General features: G+C 51.4%; 15 protein-coding genes. 5 read left to right on the top strand and 10 right to left on the bottom strand.

Features of this window, described 5'->3' with window-relative positions:
* Nucleotides 1–108 precede the first annotated feature (108 nt).
* A complete protein-coding gene (locus ACFSDB_RS07050) occupies nucleotides 109–1,122 on the top strand; it encodes a PQQ-dependent sugar dehydrogenase (protein WP_204892285.1) in 1,014 nt (337 codons plus the stop codon).
* A 544-nt stretch (nucleotides 1,123–1,666) separates the two neighbouring features.
* Here the strand turns inward: ACFSDB_RS07050 and ACFSDB_RS07045 are convergent.
* Together ACFSDB_RS07045 and ACFSDB_RS07040 are read right to left on the bottom strand one after the other, a co-directional pair.
* Nucleotides 1,667–2,164 (bottom strand): GNAT family N-acetyltransferase, encoded by a 498-nt coding sequence (locus tag ACFSDB_RS07045; protein WP_204892286.1) that lies wholly within the window; start codon nucleotides 2,162–2,164, stop codon nucleotides 1,667–1,669.
* Nucleotides 2,165–2,180: 16 nt separating this feature from the next.
* A complete protein-coding gene (locus tag ACFSDB_RS07040) occupies nucleotides 2,181–3,191 on the bottom strand; it encodes a S66 family peptidase (protein ID WP_204892287.1) in 1,011 nt (336 codons plus the stop codon).
* A gap of 422 nt (nucleotides 3,192–3,613) precedes the next feature.
* Here ACFSDB_RS07040 and ACFSDB_RS07035 point away from each other — a divergent pair, with 422 nt between their 5' ends.
* Nucleotides 3,614–4,258 (top strand): SDR family oxidoreductase, encoded by a 645-nt coding sequence (locus ACFSDB_RS07035; protein WP_204892288.1) that lies wholly within the window; start codon nucleotides 3,614–3,616, stop codon nucleotides 4,256–4,258.
* 98 nt (nucleotides 4,259–4,356) lie between these two features.
* On the opposite strand, the gene ACFSDB_RS07030 is transcribed toward ACFSDB_RS07035, so the two are convergent.
* From ACFSDB_RS07030 to ACFSDB_RS07020, 3 genes are all read right to left on the bottom strand, one after another.
* Entirely contained in the window at nucleotides 4,357–4,614 is a 258-nt protein-coding gene (locus tag ACFSDB_RS07030) for a hypothetical protein (RefSeq protein ID WP_204892289.1), read from the bottom strand.
* Nucleotides 4,615–4,685: 71 nt separating this feature from the next.
* The gene (locus tag ACFSDB_RS07025; protein ID WP_204892290.1) at nucleotides 4,686–5,177 is read right to left on the bottom strand and encodes a cupin domain-containing protein; all 492 of its coding nucleotides are present in this window, start codon (nucleotides 5,175–5,177) and stop codon (nucleotides 4,686–4,688) included.
* Nucleotides 5,177–5,896 carry a nucleotidyltransferase domain-containing protein gene (locus ACFSDB_RS07020; RefSeq protein WP_377339518.1) on the bottom strand — a complete coding sequence of 240 codons (720 nt, stop codon included), beginning with the start codon at nucleotides 5,894–5,896 and terminating at the stop codon, nucleotides 5,177–5,179. The genes ACFSDB_RS07025 and ACFSDB_RS07020 overlap by 1 nt, the downstream gene beginning before the upstream one ends.
* 111 nt (nucleotides 5,897–6,007) lie before the next feature.
* Here ACFSDB_RS07020 and ACFSDB_RS07015 point away from each other — a divergent pair, with 111 nt between their 5' ends.
* Nucleotides 6,008–6,805 carry a TIGR00266 family protein gene (locus ACFSDB_RS07015; RefSeq protein ID WP_204892292.1) on the top strand — a complete coding sequence of 266 codons (798 nt, stop codon included), beginning with the start codon at nucleotides 6,008–6,010 and terminating at the stop codon, nucleotides 6,803–6,805.
* 124 nt (nucleotides 6,806–6,929) lie between these two features.
* A complete protein-coding gene (locus ACFSDB_RS07010) occupies nucleotides 6,930–7,397 on the top strand; it encodes a DUF2975 domain-containing protein (protein WP_204892293.1) in 468 nt (155 codons plus the stop codon).
* A 50-nt stretch (nucleotides 7,398–7,447) separates the two neighbouring features.
* Here ACFSDB_RS07010 and ACFSDB_RS07005 read toward each other — a convergent pair whose 3' ends face one another.
* Nucleotides 7,448–7,666, bottom strand: coding sequence for a hypothetical protein (locus ACFSDB_RS07005; RefSeq protein ID WP_204892294.1), 219 nt, complete (start codon nucleotides 7,664–7,666; stop codon nucleotides 7,448–7,450).
* A 14-nt stretch (nucleotides 7,667–7,680) separates the two neighbouring features.
* Complete coding sequence (locus tag ACFSDB_RS07000) at nucleotides 7,681–9,264, bottom strand: amidohydrolase (RefSeq protein ID WP_204892295.1); 1,584 nt, start codon at nucleotides 9,262–9,264, stop codon at nucleotides 7,681–7,683.
* 181 nt (nucleotides 9,265–9,445) lie between these two features.
* On the opposite strand from ACFSDB_RS07000, the gene ACFSDB_RS06995 reads away from it, so the two are divergent.
* The gene (locus ACFSDB_RS06995; protein ID WP_204892296.1) at nucleotides 9,446–10,783 is read left to right on the top strand and encodes a hemolysin family protein; all 1,338 of its coding nucleotides are present in this window, start codon (nucleotides 9,446–9,448) and stop codon (nucleotides 10,781–10,783) included.
* A 36-nt stretch (nucleotides 10,784–10,819) separates the two neighbouring features.
* Here the strand turns inward: ACFSDB_RS06995 and ACFSDB_RS06990 are convergent, their stop codons facing one another.
* From ACFSDB_RS06990 to ACFSDB_RS06980, 3 genes are all read right to left on the bottom strand, one after another.
* Nucleotides 10,820–11,749, bottom strand: a complete 930-nt coding sequence (locus tag ACFSDB_RS06990; RefSeq protein ID WP_204892297.1) for a sulfurtransferase — start codon at nucleotides 11,747–11,749, stop codon at nucleotides 10,820–10,822.
* 3 nt (nucleotides 11,750–11,752) lie between these two features.
* Complete coding sequence (locus tag ACFSDB_RS06985; protein WP_204892298.1) at nucleotides 11,753–15,331, bottom strand: dynamin family protein; 3,579 nt, start codon at nucleotides 15,329–15,331, stop codon at nucleotides 11,753–11,755.
* 97 nt (nucleotides 15,332–15,428) lie between these two features.
* Nucleotides 15,429–16,187, bottom strand: a complete 759-nt coding sequence (locus tag ACFSDB_RS06980; RefSeq protein WP_204892299.1) for an SDR family NAD(P)-dependent oxidoreductase — start codon at nucleotides 16,185–16,187, stop codon at nucleotides 15,429–15,431.
* Between the last annotated feature and the right edge of the window lie 85 nt (nucleotides 16,188–16,272).

The following is a 16,272-nucleotide window of genomic DNA, read 5'->3' as shown; positions in this document are numbered from 1 at the left end:
TTTCTTCTTCTTCTTTTACATCTTTTAGAAACGGCATAACCTCTCCCCCTCTCCTGCGTTGCCTTTTGCCGGGACCTTCCATTATGATTGAACAAAGGAGGTTTTCCGGTGAAAAAATTCATGATCCCGCTGCTCTTCCTTAGTATAGTCGCCGGGTGCAACGATGCACCAGCGAAACCTGAAGAAGCAACAGCTCCGACCGAGGCGATCGCCACCGGCCTGGATGCCCCGTGGTCCATCAATAAAAATGGAGAAGAATTTTATATCTCTGAACGTTCAGGGACCGTGGCGCACATCGACAAAACCGGCAAGGTGACCCATCAAACGGTGGAATTCTCCGACCCCTTATCAAATGCAGCAGTAGCAGGTTTTCTAGGATTCGTGCTGGCCGCCGATTTTTCTGATACGGCTCAAGCCTTTGGATATTATGTGTACGACCGGGACGGCAGCCCTTACAATAAAATTGCCAGGTTCCAATTGGAGAACGGTATCTGGAAAGAAAGCAGCGTGCTGTTGGAAGGAATTCCGACCGGCAATGTCCATCACGGAGGACGGCTGGAGATAGGTAAAGACGGGGCGCTTTATGCTACGATCGGCGACGCTTCAGAGCCTGATCTTGCCCAGGATATGGGATCTGTCAACGGCAAGATCCTGCGGTTGAATGAAAACAATGAATTCCTCATCTTTTCCAGCGGGCACCGCAATCCGCAAGGCATGGCCTGGGACAACGGCACCATGTACGCCTCCGAACACGGCCAATCCGCCAATGATGAAATCAATATCATCGAGGAAGGCAATAATTACGGGTGGCCCATCATCGAAGGGACCGCTGAACAGGACGGCCTTGAATCGCCATTTTACACAACCGGTTCTGGAGATACATGGGCGCCCAGCGGAATAGATGTGCAGGACGGCATGCTCTATGTCGCGGCACTCCGAGGTACTGCCCTGAAAGTGATCGATCTGGAAACGGGTGAAGTCGCCGATTCCATCGAAGGCTTCGGGCGCGTCCGCGATGTCTATGCAGACGGAGAAGAAATTTACTTCATCACGAACAATACGGACGGCCGGGGCACGCCTTCTGAAGGCGATGATAAATTATACCGCCTCAGCCGTGAATAAAAAAAGCGCTGGACCGCCAGCGCTTCAGACTGTAAACAAGGTCTACTTATGATGAAAATAGATTTACTAGCCCGACCGAGCTGGCCACTTCGCTTTCCGAGTGCTCGGCTTCAGTCTCCTCGTCACTACGTTCCTGCGGGGCCTTCAGCTCGAGCTGGTCCCTCAGGAGTCTCGTGGCCAACTCGGTCGGGAGCGTCACCTTTATCAAATAGATAAGTTAAGAACTCTGAACTGCTTTAATCTGATTGGCACGATCCGCAACGGAAGGCGGCGAGCAAGTTGGCCGAAGGCAGTTCGGCCGACTTGTTTGCGACGAAGCACCGAAGCGATGCAGGAGCACCGGTTTTACCTGCGGGACAGCGAAGTGCCGAAATCCACTCGGACGTTAGTCCGAGTTAGTTCGGCGCGAGCCCGCGGAACGCGTCCGCCTGAAGTGGAGGATTCGGTATTTCTTTCATTCCATGCATATTTATAAAATTGAAAAATTTTTTATTCTTTTATCTACAAGTTCAAGCGCTGGATCGCCAGCGCTTTTTTCTATGCTTCAAAGAAATTTGACCATCAAGTCCTCGTCGATATAACGGCCCTCCGCTTTCATTGCGCGGAGGTCGACGCCATATTTCAAGAAACCCAGATGCCCGTATAGTTTCACTGCCGGGACATTGGCCGAGTTGACCATCAAATACAATTGCTCGATTTCTTCTTGCTGCTGAGCAAAACTGATCAAGGTTTCCATCAATCTCCGGGCAATTCCTTTGCCGCGGGCAGAAGGCGTCACATAAACGGCATAGACCGAAGCGCGGTGGCCTGTTTTGGATCCCGTCTCCATAGCTAACGTGACATTGCCGACAAGTTTCCCCTCGTCAAAAGCGCCGAACGTCACAGCGGCGTTGTCCGAAAGGCGGCTCTCCGTTTTCTGAAGCGGTGCCTTTATTGCATCTTCCAGGGATGCGCTGAAGGCATCCGGGTCATTTATTAAAGCTTCGATCCGCAACGTCCTGTATCCGGCAGCATCTTCCGGCCCCAATTGTCTAATTTCCATCTTTCCGACTTCCTTTTCACCTAAATTCCTGTTTCACTGTCCCTTTGCCATTTTCCACATCGATCGTGGCATAGGCGCCGTTGATGAATGTGATTTGCGGCGGCATATGGCCGAGGTCGATATCATAAGCGATTGGAACGCCTAGTTCATCCGACAGATCGGCGTACATTTTTTCTGCGGTGTACCCTCCGACTTCCTGGTTCGCCGGGCTTCTGCCGAAAACGATTCCGGATATATGGCTGAACCAGCCGGCGTATTTCATTTGGGTAAGCGAACGCTTGAGATCGGCAACATTCATCTCGCAGTTCTCCAGATACCATACCACTGGCTCCTCGGGAATATGCTCCTCGCGGAACTTGGCAACGTCTCCATAAGGCGTCCCGATTACATGGCGGATCACGTCGATGCACCCGCCGAGCAGGCGGCCTTCAAACCGCTCCCCTTCGCCCGACACCGTCTTCCACTCCGTCGGTTCCGTCAAATGGAAAACGACCGGCGATGGCGATTCATGGCTCCATTCCAACTGATACTTTTCCGAAGATTCCTGCTCAACAGACCCTCCCGGATTTGTCCGCAATACATCTAGCCAGCGGCCAGTGGTGGAATCGGATGCCTCCCCCCTCAAATCGATCAGGTTCGTGCCGTGGGCAGTGGCAATTCCGGTTTTCAATGTAATCGCAAGCAGCAGCAAGCTCAGATCTGAATACCCGAGCACCCATTTAGGCTCCAAATCGTCAAAGTCGATAAATTCTAGTGTTTCTACCAGCAATTCCCCGCCCCATGGAGGGAGGATCAGGTCGATTTCGGGGTCCATCAGCATGCGCATCAGTTCCGCAGCCCGCTGCTCTGCCGGCGCTGACTTCGCCTCCATTTGTATCCAGGCTGTCTCGCCGACCTGAACGGTAAACCCCTGTTTTTCAAGCCGTTCTTTTGCCTGTTGCAATAAATGATGGTGTTCCTGCGGGACGCCAGAGGATGGCGCAGTCACTCCAATGCTCCGCAAAACGCTTTCCGGATATCTGATCATCGACTTGCCCCTTTCGGTGTTGCGGTTATGTAAAGGTTACTAAAGCATAAAGCAGTCCGCAAAGGATCGCTCCGCCTAACAAAAAAAGAAATGCCTGGGTAATAAAGTCCCAAAACATGTTCGGTTTCCGGTCCAGGCTTTTTTCCTTCGACTGCGACAATCCGTATGACAAGCCTGTGGGCGCAGTTTCATTTATCATTTCCCCAGTCTTCCTGATGCGTCGGGTTTCCATGGTGTTCCTCCTTTGGCCAAATCAATAAGAATGTTGTGTTTAGTAATATTATACTAAAGAGTTCAAAGATGGAAAGGTGAAATTTCAAAATTATTGAAAAAGCTCCTTTTCTCTCCCCTGTGGTTATCCCTACATTTGATGGGTATAAAAGGTATAAGAAGATTACGTATTCGGAAGGGAGACTGCGAAGATGAAAGTATTGGTAGTAGGAGCCAACGGGCAAATCGGCCGGCAGTTCGTCCAGATGCTTGACAAAAGCGGGACGCATACGCCCAAGGCGATGGTGCGAAGACAAGATCAAGTCAGCTTTTTTAATGCTTTAGGCGTGGAGACGGCATTGGCCAGCCTCGAAGGCAGCATCGATGAAATCGCCGAAGCCATGGCTGGCTGCGATGCAGTTGTTTTCACTGCTGGCAGCGGAGGCGAAACGGGCGCGGATAAAACGCTGCTCGTCGATCTTGACGGTGCCGCCAAAACCATTGAAGCGGCACAGCGGACCGGTGTGAGCCGGTTTTTGATGGTCAGTGCCATCTATGCCGACCGCCGGGAAAACTGGGTCGATGAAATGGCCCCTTATTACGTTGCGAAACACCATGCTGACAACATTCTGCGGGCAAGCGGCCTGACGTACACCATCATCCGCCCGGGCCTTCTGACTAACAGCCGCGGAACCGGCCGGATCACCGCTTCTGAACAATTGGACGGCGGACCGATTCCGCGTGAAGATGTGGCTGCCGTCCTTCTCCATTCCCTTTCAAATGAACATGTCTACAACAAAGCGTTTGAAGTCATTTCTGGGGATGACCCCATTGAAGAAGCGTTGAACCGACTCTGATTGTGCCAGGCACTATTCGGATTTAGCATTGGCGCTGAACGACATTATTCGCGCATCAAAAAAGATGGCCCTCAGCAATGAGGTGCCATCTTTTTTCATCAAGCTTGAACGCTTTCTTTTCCTTTGAGGCTTTTCACACCAAGCACCAATTGGAAAACGGATGCAATCGAGCAAAGGACGATTGCCGCATAGCCGAGGCCGTTGATCGGCTGCAGCATAAATGTCCGAAATACGATCAATAGCAGCATAGCCGCCAGTGCAAAATTGACAATATACGGTTTGTCATAAAATTTCTTCAGTGAGATTCCTGCGAATATTGCTGAAGCTACAATCAGTAACGTTAAAACCATTTCCATCCCAGTCCCTCATCCCCTAAGCTTTTGTCCCAATTTTAGCACAGTTCCTTGCGCAAAGGTAAGACCCTTTATTACTTGAGCTCCTTATAGGCAAGGCGCTTGATCACTCGCTCATGCTGCGGATACGCTTCTGCCAGTTCGGCCTGCGTAAACAGTTCGAAATCCTCGAATTCAAAACCTGGCGCGACCATGCAGCCGACCAGCGCGAACGTATCCGGCCGGTCGACAGAAGAACCGAAGATGCTGCCTTTTTCCACACGTACCTGCGGCTTTTCTCCTGCCTGAACGTCCAATCCCAATTTTTCCTCGCGGTGTGCCCCGTCGGCCCCGATGATGTGGACCGTGAGCGGGCTGCCGGCATGGTAATACCATAACTCATCTGACTTCAGCCGGTGCAAGTGCGATACTTCCCCGGACTCCAGCAGAAAATAAATGCTTGTGTACAGAGCCTTTTCCCCCGAATGAAAAGCTGCCGTCTCTTCCGATCGGAAAGATGGTTTATAGAAGCCGCCTTCCGGATGCGCCTCCATTTCCAAAAGCCGGATCCAATCCTGCGCGTCCATCAAATCCGCTCCTTTCTCTTGCCAGCAGAAAACCCATCAAACAACTTGCCGCCAAAAGGAGATAAAGCCTCTTCTGCCAGCCGGATCACGGGGTCTTTGTCGCCGGTCCGGTAAAAATGTCCGAACGCTTCTGATAACGCCTCTGCAAAGCCCGGATCAAATTTTTGCAGCGACCGGTAAACCCACTTGGATTGTCCTGTCCATTGCCGGTTGGTGCGCAGCACGAATTCCGCTAGGAGCTCCGCTAAATGCCCCGCGATGAATAAAAGTTCCGCTTTTGACTCGCTGCCGGTAAAATCGTCCAGTGCATCTGTAATAAAGTATCTCTTGGCGCCGATTTCATCAGGGGTCCATTTTTTCGGGCCCGCTGCCAGCAAAAGATCTGCTTCCGCTTTAATCCCAACAAGGACTCCCAGGTCCTTGAGGACCATGCCTTCCGAAACCATCGCCGGCAATGAAGGGCGTGCACGGGCACAATCGCTTTCAAAAAACGGCTGGTAGGATGAAAGGTTATGGACAAACACCTCTATGGGCCAATCTTGAAAGAGAATGGACTCTCTGTAGGACGCTTGAACGCCTTCATCGAAAACCACAATGTCCAAATCTGAAGTCGTTGTTGCTTCCCCTCTTACTACGCTCCCGGCGAGGACTGCCGCTTCGCAGTCTGGGTGGAATTTATCTATGTACATGGCCGCCGCCACGATCGGTTCAATCCGCATGTTCATCTTCCTTTCGCAAAAGTTTTCATTCGGGCAGGTTTCCCTGAAACCTTGTCCTGTGCAATACCGTATTAATTATATAGCAGAAATACAATCCTAGGAGGAAAAAACATGAACAATCACGAAATCGACTTTAAACTGCACGGCGATGACATGCAATTTGTCGAAGTGGAACTTGATTCAAATGAAACTGTCATTGCTGAAGCAGGAGCTTTAATGATGATGGAAGACGGCATTGCCATGGAGACCATTTTCGGCGACGGATCGAAAAACAGCGGATCGGGATTGATGGGAAAATTGATGGGAGCCGGAAAACGTCTGGTAACGGGGGAAAGCTTGTTCATGACCGCTTTCACCAACCAAGGGACCGGCAAACGGCACGTATCTTTCGCCGCTCCTTATCCCGGCAAGATCATCCCGCTGGATTTAAGCACGCTGGGCGGAAAAGTCATCTGCCAGAAAGATTCGTTCTTGGCCGCTGCAAAAGGCGTATCCATCGGGATTGAACTGCAGCAAAAACTCGGAACCGGCTTTTTCGGAGGCGAAGGCTTTATCATGCAGAAACTGGAAGGCGACGGGCTGGCTTTCGTCCATGCAGGCGGCACGCTGTACCGCAAAAATCTCCAAAAAGGTGAAGTGCTCCGAGTCGACACCGGCTGCCTGGTCGCGATGACAGCAGACGTCGATTACAATATCGAAATGGTATCAGGCGTCAAAACCGCCTTGTTCGGCGGCGAAGGCTTGTTTTTTGCCACTCTCCGCGGTCCCGGTAGCGTATGGATCCAGTCCATGCCGTTCAGCCGTCTCGCCAGCCGTGTCTTCGCAGCTGCTCCGCAGAACCCTGCCGGCAGTTCCCAAGGCGAAGGCAGCATTGCCGGCGGCTTGTTCAATATGCTCGGCGGAAAGTGATGCAGCTGGCCGGCAGATTCGAAAGGTGCTCAGATTCCCTCTTTCCAAGTTGTAATACGCTTTTACGGTCCTGAATTAAGGGACTGAAAATATCGGCGCAATCCAGAAGGAAGAGGTGCAGCTCATGAAAGTGCTCGCTAACTTTTTGAAGCTTGTGGTTTTGCTTATCGCCCTCCCCGTTCTCGCTGCCTGCCTGTATGGTTTGACGAGGTTCGACCCGGACTCCCCATACTGGGCATTGCCGGAGCTGGCTGAATTGCAGTACCCCGTATTGATCGGCATGTACGCAGCGATGATCCCTTTTTTCTATGCCCTGTATCAGATTTCCAAGTTGTTGGGCGCTCTTGGCAAAGGGAGAATTTTCACCCCTTCATCCCTTACGGCCGTGCGCAACATCAAATATGCCGCACTCGCTATATGCTTTTTGTATATACTGGAGCTGCCTTTCTTGCACCGGCTTGCCCAAGTGGACGATGCTCCGGCGACGTTGATCGGCCTGTTCGTCATAACCGTTTCCGGCGTAATTGCCGTAATAACCGGTTGGCTGCAAAAGCGCATACGGAAAAACATACCGGAGCGGGCAGCATATTAATCATTGAACAAAAAGAACGCTCAGATTCTGAGCGTTCTTTTTTTGGTCCATTATAGCTCTTTCTGCTTTGCTTGGCGCATTTCGTCAACGGCTGCATGGTATTTCTCGAAATCGAACTCCACGCTTTTCGGTTTGTAGAAATACAGGATCGACTCTTTTTCACCTTGGGACAGCATAAAATCGACCACCGCTTTCGGGCTCTTCATATCTGCCCCCGCTTTTTCCGCAGCCGCCAATTTTTCGAGAATGGCCTCTGGTGTTGCTGGCATCCAATCATCCTTCCTTATTGGTTCACGCTGATTTTGCTGCTGTACATGACATCTCCCGCAACGATCGTCAGGGCGACGTTCGCTTCAAGGAATTGCTCGGGCTGCCCTTCGAACAGATCCCGGTCCAGCACCGTAAAATCGGCGTCATAGCCGTCCCGGATCTGACCGCGTTCATGTTCTTTGCAAATTGCTGCTGCGCTGCCGCTCGTGTACAATTGGATCGCTTCGAAACGGCTCAACTTTTCATGCGGCATATAGCCTTCATGGGTTTCATATGGCTTTCTTCTTGTTACCGCCGCATACATGCCCAAGAGCGGATCTACGTCTTCAATCGGCGCATCGGAACCACCTGCCGCAATGAGACCTTTGTCGATTAGGCTCTTCCATGCATAAGCCCAATTGATGCGGTCTTCGCCGAGGCGTTCGATGACCCACGGGAAATCGGAAGAAACAAAGCTTGGCTGCAGATCAAGCGCCACATCCAGCTTTACGAGCCGTTCCACGAGATCTTCCCTGACAACCATTGCGTGGATCAGCCTGTCGCGCTTCCCTTTCGGCACCGGATGCGCTTCGATTGCATCCAGCGCTTTTTCCATGCCAAGGTCGCCAATCACATGGATGGCCACAGCTTCTCCGTGTTTCCGTGCCATGGCGACCAAGTTCTTCAATTCCTCATCGGAATGGATGGCCACGCCGTTCGTAGTCGGATCGTCGTTGTATGGCCGGCTTAGCAGGGCGGTTTTCCCGCCGATCGAACCATCCGCAAAAATTTTCATTGCGCCAGGATCGATGAAAGGTTCGTTGTATTCAGCCGTTTCAACCATCTTTTCAAAAACGCTGTGCGCCCGGAGCAAGTTCGCCCGGAACTTCAATTTTTCACCAATGACATTCTTGAACGCTTGCAGCGGGCGCGAATAATCGCCATAATACCCCATGTCTTCGGTGTGGGCACCCGTCAATCCGAGCGAAAGCAGATCCTCTACCGACGTCTTCAAAGCCTTTGTCAAATAGCCGATGCTCACTTCAGGCACTTGTTTGGCCACCAGGTCTTGCGCGGCGTCCAGCAAGTAGCCTGTCGGTTCGCCGTCATAATCGCGCACAATCACACCGCCGTCCGGATCCGGCGTATCTTTGGTGATCCCGGCAAGACGCAAAGCACTCGAATTCGCCAAAATCGCATGCCTGCAAACGCGCTTTAACAGCATAGGGGATTGGGTGATTTGGTCGAGTTCACTGCGGTGGAATATTTTCCGATCAGGGAAATTGTTTTCATTCCACCCTTCTCCGATAAACCATTCGTCTTGCGCCAGATTCGAGGTAGAACGGATGAGCTGGTTTTTCATGTCTTCCGCTGATTCGATTTTGGACAAATCAACCCGCAGGAGCTTTTCGCCATGGCCAATCATGTGCATATGGCTGTCCACAAAACCCGGATACATGACTTTCCCGCGCAAATCTTCTTCGCGGCCAGCTTCGGCTTTCAATTCTTCGTAGCTGCCGATTCTTTCTATTTTGCCGCCGGAGACGAGCACCGCCTCCACCGTTTCTCCTTCTGTTGCCATTGTATAGATCTTCCCGCCATGCCATAGGGTTTTCATGGTGTCACTCCTTTTCTAAAGATAATCATAAATCCATTTCCTGCTGCGTTCAACCACATTCACTCCGAAAAGCCTAATTTTTTGCGCAATTTGCGCTTGGAACATAAAACCGCTAAAATATGCTATAATTAAACCCATATTTTAGAAAGCTGAGGTGAACCCTCCAAGCCGGAGGGAACAATTGGACAGTATACTCATTTTGAATTTAGTTTTGGTGGCTTTATTAATTGCATTGACCGCTTTGTTTGTCGGTTCCGAATTCTCGATCATCCGGGTGCGCCAATCCCGCATCGATCAGCTGATTTCAGAAGGTGACAAACGGGCCGTGCTGACGAAGAAAATCTCGGACAACCTGGATTATTACCTCTCGGCCTGCCAACTGGGCATCACAATCACCGCCCTCGGCCTTGGTTGGCTCGGCGAACCGACAGTCGAGCGGATTTTGCATCCTGTGTTCGAGAACTTCGGCATCCATGACCCGACCGCTTCCATCTTGTCGTTTGCAATCGCGTTCGCCAGCATCACGTTTCTCCATGTCGTTCTCGGGGAACTGGCTCCAAAGACGCTGGCCATCCAATATTCTGAAAGGATGGCTTTGTTCTTCTCGCGGCCGCTGATCATTTTCGGCAAGATCATGAACCCGGCTATCTGGCTGATGAACGGTTCAGCCCGTCTGCTCCTTCGGGCATTCGGCATTGAACCTGCAGGACATGAGCAGGCCCATTCCGAAGAGGAATTGAAGATCATCATGGCCCAGAGCTATCAGAGCGGCGAAATCAACCAGACGGAATTATCGTATATGCAGAACATCTTTTCTTTTGACGAGCGTTTGGCAAAAGATGTCCTCATCCCGCGCACCCAGATGGAAACGGTCTCGCTTGAAATGGATCATGAAGATTTGATGGAAATCGTCGCGGAACACCAGTACACGCGGTATCCTGTAACGGAAAACGGCGACAAGGACAATATCATCGGGTTTGTCAATGTCAAAGAAATGCTGACGAATTTTACGGTCACCCGGAACTTGAAAAACAGCTTGGTAGTCCACGATATCCCGTTCGTCGTAGAGCGCGCTCCGATACAGGATGTGCTTGTCACGATGCAGCGCGAACAGGTCCATATGGCAATTGTCATCGATGAGTACGGCGGTACTTCCGGCGTCATCACGATGGAAGACATTTTGGAAGAGATCGTCGGGGAGATCCGCGATGAGTTCGATGACGACGAACCGGATGAAATCAAAGCGCTCGATGAAAACAATTACCTGCTGAACGGCCGGGTCCTTCTTTCAGATCTGGAAGAGCGTTTCGGGCTGACGTTCGCAGAAAGCGAAGATGTGGATACGATTGGCGGCTGGGTACAGATGATAAACACGGAGATTACTGAAGGCGAATCCGTCTCCCTGCCCCACCACATCGTCACTGTCATCGAGATGGAAAACCATCAGATTATCACTGTCCAATTAACCCGTATCGAACCCCTTGAATCCGAAGAAACGGATGAAGGAAAGCAAGAATAGCAAAACCCCCGTTCAAATTGAACGGGGGTTTTTGTTTTATTTATCAGCAAGCAGCGATTTTTCATATTCGAATTTTTTCATGAGCATTTCCCCCGAGTAGCCTTCTTCGATCAGGCGTGCAAGGATCGCTTTTGCGTCTTCTGTTTCCGCCTCCGGCTGGGCCAATGAATCGATTTCGACCACATTGGAGCTGTCGGAAATCCAGTCTGAGAAGCTGCCGACATACAGCCGAAGCGATTCATGGCCGGCTTCCGCCAATGCGGCAAACAATGCAGCAGCGGACACGCCGCTGCCGCAGTAAACGACTGCAGGCTCCTGTTTTTGCAGGACGTCGGAAAAATCGGTGTTCTCTTTGAATTGGTGATTGCTGACCAGCTTTTCCCAATCGAAATTCCGCGCACCGGGAATGCGCCCCGCAACGGGATCAATCGGTTCTTCAATCCCCGCATAGCGTTTGGCCGAGCGGGCATCCACCAGCACGCCAAGCTCATCGCCTTCGATAATGTCCTTCACGTAGCTTTGGTCAGCATAGAGCGAATCATCGAAGCTTAGTGCATAGTCAGTGCGCGGAAATTCCGGAACGTCCGCAGCCACTTCAATGCCATCCGCTTTTAAAGCTTCAAAGCCGCGCTTTGAAATAAACACATTCTTAAAGCCCGCATATTTCAAGAGCCACCAAGCGCGTGCCGCAAATGGCGCACCGCCCTGGTCGTAGACAACCACAGAATCTTCGGGATCCAGGCCGCTCGCATGGATCAGTTCAGCCAGCTTCTCCTTTGAAAGCATCGGATGGCGTCCACCTTCGGCTCCCATATCGGATAAATGCTTTTCCAGATCCCAGAAAACCGCACCTTTCACATGGGATTCTGCGTATTGGCGTTCGCCCGCACTTGGATCCTTCAAGTCGAACCTTGCATCAATCCAACGGTATTGCTGCGTATCATTCGTGTCGATAAATACTTTCATCTCCTACACCCTCTCAGCTACCAAATTATCATACATTTTTTTCCATTCTTTTAAAATCTCTTCCTGCTGCAATAGCGTGCGTTCGGAATCGATCTGGTCCATCGCCTGACGGAGGATATGCTGGCGCAGCCCTTCCGCTTCCTGGTCAACAAAATGTTCTGCCCAACCCGCGAGTTTGGCTTTCTCCTGCCCAAGGTAAAGCGCGGCATCCCGCTCCATCAGCGCTTGAAGTGCATCGCGCAGCTTCTCTTTTTCATTCTTCTCAAAGAAGGTTTTATTGTTTCGGTAAAGCGATTTGACGGAATTGTAGTTCGCTTGGCCGAATGGTTTCCCGGCTTCGACAGTCCCCGCCTCTTCCACTTCGTATGGCGTGAAGGCGAACTCCGGGTTCATCTCCTTGAGCTTGGCCGTATCGTCTTTGAACCGGCCGGCGATCCGTTTTTCGATAAACTGCGACAAGCGGAAATTGGTGACCCGGATTTCCTGTTCAAAATCGAATGCCGTCATTTCGACGATATCCGCTAATGCTGTATCCAGCGCTCCTTGAGCCGGTTTTGAAGAAAAGAGCGACGGGTTGAATGCTTCCTTGAAAAAGTCGTTAAAGCGGTAGAATACCCGCTGGTTGACGTAATAAAGCAATTCATCAAGTTCTTGCAGCGCTTCTTTGGTCAGGAGCTGGGAGGCAGAAGCCCCAAAAAGAATGCGGAGCTGCTGTTCAAGGCGTTTGAGCTCATTTAGCCGTTCGTCTTTCCGGACGAGGTTCTTCTCGGTCTGCGTGATCAGCGCTTCAAAACGGTTCACCGCTTTCTGCTCTTCCTCCGACAGCGATTGGACGGCCAGCCCCTTCAATTCGTCTTTCAAAAAATGCTGGAAGTCCGACTCGAATGCCGGAAGCCCCGACACGCTCCGGTCCTGGAGCGCCAGCAGGCTTGAAACTCCATACAGGCGCGGGAACCGGATGCCGAACCGCTGCAGCTCATCCCGGACATAGGTGATGACTGCTTCTTTTTCAGCTTCATCGCTCGCCAAGTCGATGGCGTTGACGATAAAGAACATCTTGTCCATTTCGAACGCATCCTTGACACGTCCGAGCTGGATGAGGAATTCCCGGTCTGCGCGGGCGAAAGCATGGTTATAGTACGTTATGAACAAAATCGCATCAGCGTTCCGGATGTATTCGAACGCGACATTGGTATGGCGCGCGTTGATTGAATCCGCGCCGGGCGTATCGACCAGCGTGACGCCGCTGCGCGTCAATTCGCAATCGTAATAGAAATCGATTTCATCGACAAAGCAGCTGCGCTCTTCTTTGGCTACGTATAAGCCGAACTCTTCCCGGTTCGTCCGGAGCGTAGCGCCGAGCTTCTCCTTGAATTCGGGATAGCCTTTGCGGAAAGCGGCGATGAAGGATTTATGGACTTGCTGCTCCGTCGCATCATTTGCCGGCAGCTCCCCCGATTTGCTGTACGCTTCTTCGAGCGACCGCGCTTCGATACCCAATGCCTGGAAGGAATTGCGGACGTCCTCAAGGAGCTGGGCGGCTGTCTTGAGCCGGACATCCGCCGTTTCGTGCGGATGCTTCTCGGTCACGGGACGGATCCGGTTGATGGTTGCTGTTGTCGGGTTCGGCGATACCGGAAGGACCGTTTCGCCTAACAGGGCGTTCGAGAAAGAAGATTTGCCTGCGCTGAACGCACCGAACAAAGCGATCGTGAACTCCTGGTTTTCGAGCCGGGCAGCTTTGCGCTTCAAATACTGCGCCGTTTCTGCAAAACCTTTGATCGGCTCAAGCACTTGGGATGTCCGCGTGGCACGGCCGATGACAGCCGCTTCATCCATCGCTTCGGCAATCCGCTGCACTTCCTGTTCAGTCGCGCTGCTTTCGGTCTTCTCCGTCTTCAACATAGAAGGGTCGAACTGGATCATTTCTTCAATGGTAATATGGAATTCACTTTCCCAAAGAGCAACCTGTTTTTCTGCTGCTTCCTGCTGTTTCGGCAGCATTGCGGAAAATGCCCGCTTCACTTTGACAATCCGCTCATCCATTTGTTCAAGTGTCTGGATAGCGAGCATCTTTTGGTTCAGCTGTTCCGCTTTCATGCCGATCTGCACGCTCGCATCGTCGGAGAGCTCCTGGAATTTGGGTTCCTGCCTGTCTTTCCAGCTTTCCGTTTCTTTGATGAACCAGCGCTGGATTGACGTTTGGATGGCTTTTGCCACATTCAGGACCGTATCGCCCGTAATCTGGATTCCTTGGGGAATGCCTTCATCAACAAGTGAAAACGGTACATCGAACGGCATTTCGTCGATCGCAAGCGATTCACTGTCTGTCAGGAGCCCAGCTTGTTTCAGCGACGTCTTCATTAATTTTTTCAAGTGCCCGGTGATTTGGGAAGCCGCAACCGTGGAAAGGCGGTTTTCCACTTCCCGTTTCCGGTTCTCGCGCTCTTCCTGCGTCTTTTTCGCACTGAACAAGAGGCCGACCTTGAAGCTGGGCTGCACTGATTCAAGATAATTGGTCAGCGCATTGCGCAGTTCATACGGCATCAGGTTGGCATTTTCGACAAGCTCTTTGCGGTTTTTCTCAAAGGCTTTGCGCCAGTCTTCGAATTCCAGAACCGACTGCCGCTGCTCCACTGAAGCGCTTTCCGCTTTCAGGTCATCCCGCATGGCCCATTCTTCTTCAGTCAAAACGGAGGAGAATGCCTGCAACCGCTCGATCTTTTCATCTTCCAAGAAAACCAGATGCTCATCTTTCAGCTGCTCGAGGGCCGACCCGGCCGCTTCTCCCACATGGCCTTCCCAGCCATGCATGGACTCGGACACCAGTTTTTTGACCTCGGCAAAGTCATTGCCGGGAAAATCGAAATCCTTCAGGGAAGTGTAGAAGATCCCTTTCGGCTCTACGCCCCAAGCGGCGAACGAATCCTTGACGGATGCTTTGAATTCGCTGAACGGAAGCTCTGCTGCCTGGTGTTTGTCGATCTGGTTGACAATCAAATACAAATCGGTGTATTTCTGCAATTCTTTGGTGAAGTTGAAATTCAATTCGGATTGAACGTGGTTGTAATCCATAACGTAGAAAACCATATCGGCCACATGGAGCGCCGATTCGGTAGACATCCGGTGCGCATCATCCGTGGAATCGACACCGGGCGTGTCCATGACGGTGACCCCATCAGGAAGGACCGAATCTTTGTGCCCGATTTCAATTTGGGTGACATCGCCGTTCTTGCAATAGGCTTTGACTGCCTCAAAATCATAATTCGCCGGGAAATAAACCGGCTTGGTTTGTTTCATGTTGACGATTGCGTAATCGCCGTCCGCCTTGTGGACATTGACGATGTTGGCACTCGTCGGGATCGGGCTTGAAGGCAGCAAGGTTTCGCCTGTCAGAGCATTGATCATCGATGATTTCCCGGAAGAGAAATGGCCGGCGAATCCGATGATGAATTTGTTTTTCAGAATCTTTTTGGCAAACAGTTCGGCTTTCGCCGCCCGCTCACTGTCTTCATTTTCTTCAAAGATGTGGTAGAGCCTGGCCGTTTCTACTAATTCCTGTTTGTGTTCGAGTGCTGTCATGTTGTATGTCCCCTTCTTCCAATTCTGTTAACATCATAACATTTTTTTCAGGGGAACGAAAAAAATCCTTTCCCCGAAAGGAAAGGACGCGTTGCGCTCAGGAAAAACCGTGGATCGACATACCGCCGTCGACAAACAAGGTCTGCCCGGTAATATAGCTTGCGGCATCGGACGCCAGGAATACAACCGGCGTCGACACTTCCGGCAGTTCCCCGACGCGCTTCATCGGCGTGACTGCCAGTATCGAAGCAAGATAGTCTTCGTCCGCCAGGATCTTTTCAGTGAGCGGCGTACTGAAATACCACGGGCCGACGGCATTGACGCGAATGTTCTTTGGCCCCCATTCCATCGCCATGACACGCGTCATCTGGATGATGGCCGCTTTGGAAGCCGCGTAGACGACCCCTGTTTTCAGCGCGCGTTCGCCGCCGACTGAACTGATGTTGACGATCGAACTTCCCGCATTCATCTGCTTGGCGGCTTCCTGGGAAAACATGAATACACTGTGCGTGTTGGTATCCATGATTTTATGCCATTCTTCATCACTTGCTTCTTCCAGCTTCGACCGGATGTTCATGCCGGCATTGTTGACCAGTATGTCGAGGCCGCCAAATGTCTCGACGGTTTTATCGACCGCGTTTCGGATTTCTTCCCGCATTGTGATATCGGCTGCCACGAATGACGTTCGGCCATTGCCGATCTCTGCTTGCACCTGTTCGAGATCCGCTGCCGTCCGGGCGACCAGCATGACATTGGCTCCGGCTTCAGCCATGGCAATCGCAATTGCCCGGCCGATCCCTTTACCTGCACCGGTCACGATAGCAGTTTTTCCTTCAAGGCTCATTGATTTCAACATTATATCCCCTCCTTTAATCATTATAAGCAATATTCGGGGAATTGTTTTATAAAAAGAAAAAGCGGAACCGTGAGTTAATAAAAAA

This window comes from Planococcus chinensis, from assembly GCF_042681545.1.
GTDB lineage: Bacteria > Bacillota > Bacilli > Bacillales_A > Planococcaceae > Planococcus > Planococcus chinensis.
The sequence above is the reverse complement of the archived record's forward strand: the minus strand, read 5'-3'. Positions and strand labels throughout refer to the sequence as shown.

Bases quoted from the DNA above. Each gene is read 5' to 3' on its own strand.
- ACFSDB_RS07045 (WP_204892286.1), bottom strand. From the start codon at position 2,164: ATGGAAATTAGACAATTGGGGCCGGAAGATGCTGCCGGATACAGGACG.
- ACFSDB_RS07040 (WP_204892287.1), bottom strand. From the start codon at position 3,191: ATGATCAGATATCCGGAAAGCGTTTTGCGGAGCATTGGAGTGACTGCG.
- ACFSDB_RS07035 (WP_204892288.1), top strand. From the start codon at position 3,614: ATGAAAGTATTGGTAGTAGGAGCCAACGGGCAAATCGGCCGGCAGTTC.
- ACFSDB_RS07030 (WP_204892289.1), bottom strand. From the start codon at position 4,614: ATGGAAATGGTTTTAACGTTACTGATTGTAGCTTCAGCAATATTCGCA.
- ACFSDB_RS07025 (WP_204892290.1), bottom strand. From the start codon at position 5,177: ATGGACGCGCAGGATTGGATCCGGCTTTTGGAAATGGAGGCGCATCCG.
- ACFSDB_RS07020 (WP_377339518.1), bottom strand. From the start codon at position 5,896: ATGCGGATTGAACCGATCGTGGCGGCGGCCATGTACATAGATAAATTC.
- ACFSDB_RS07015 (WP_204892292.1), top strand. From the start codon at position 6,008: ATGAACAATCACGAAATCGACTTTAAACTGCACGGCGATGACATGCAA.
- ACFSDB_RS07010 (WP_204892293.1), top strand. From the start codon at position 6,930: ATGAAAGTGCTCGCTAACTTTTTGAAGCTTGTGGTTTTGCTTATCGCC.
- ACFSDB_RS07005 (WP_204892294.1), bottom strand. From the start codon at position 7,666: ATGCCAGCAACACCAGAGGCCATTCTCGAAAAATTGGCGGCTGCGGAA.
- ACFSDB_RS07000 (WP_204892295.1), bottom strand. From the start codon at position 9,264: ATGAAAACCCTATGGCATGGCGGGAAGATCTATACAATGGCAACAGAA.
- ACFSDB_RS06990 (WP_204892297.1), bottom strand. From the start codon at position 11,749: ATGAAAGTATTTATCGACACGAATGATACGCAGCAATACCGTTGGATT.
- ACFSDB_RS06985 (WP_204892298.1), bottom strand. From the start codon at position 15,331: ATGACAGCACTCGAACACAAACAGGAATTAGTAGAAACGGCCAGGCTC.
- ACFSDB_RS06980 (WP_204892299.1), bottom strand. From the start codon at position 16,187: ATGTTGAAATCAATGAGCCTTGAAGGAAAAACTGCTATCGTGACCGGT.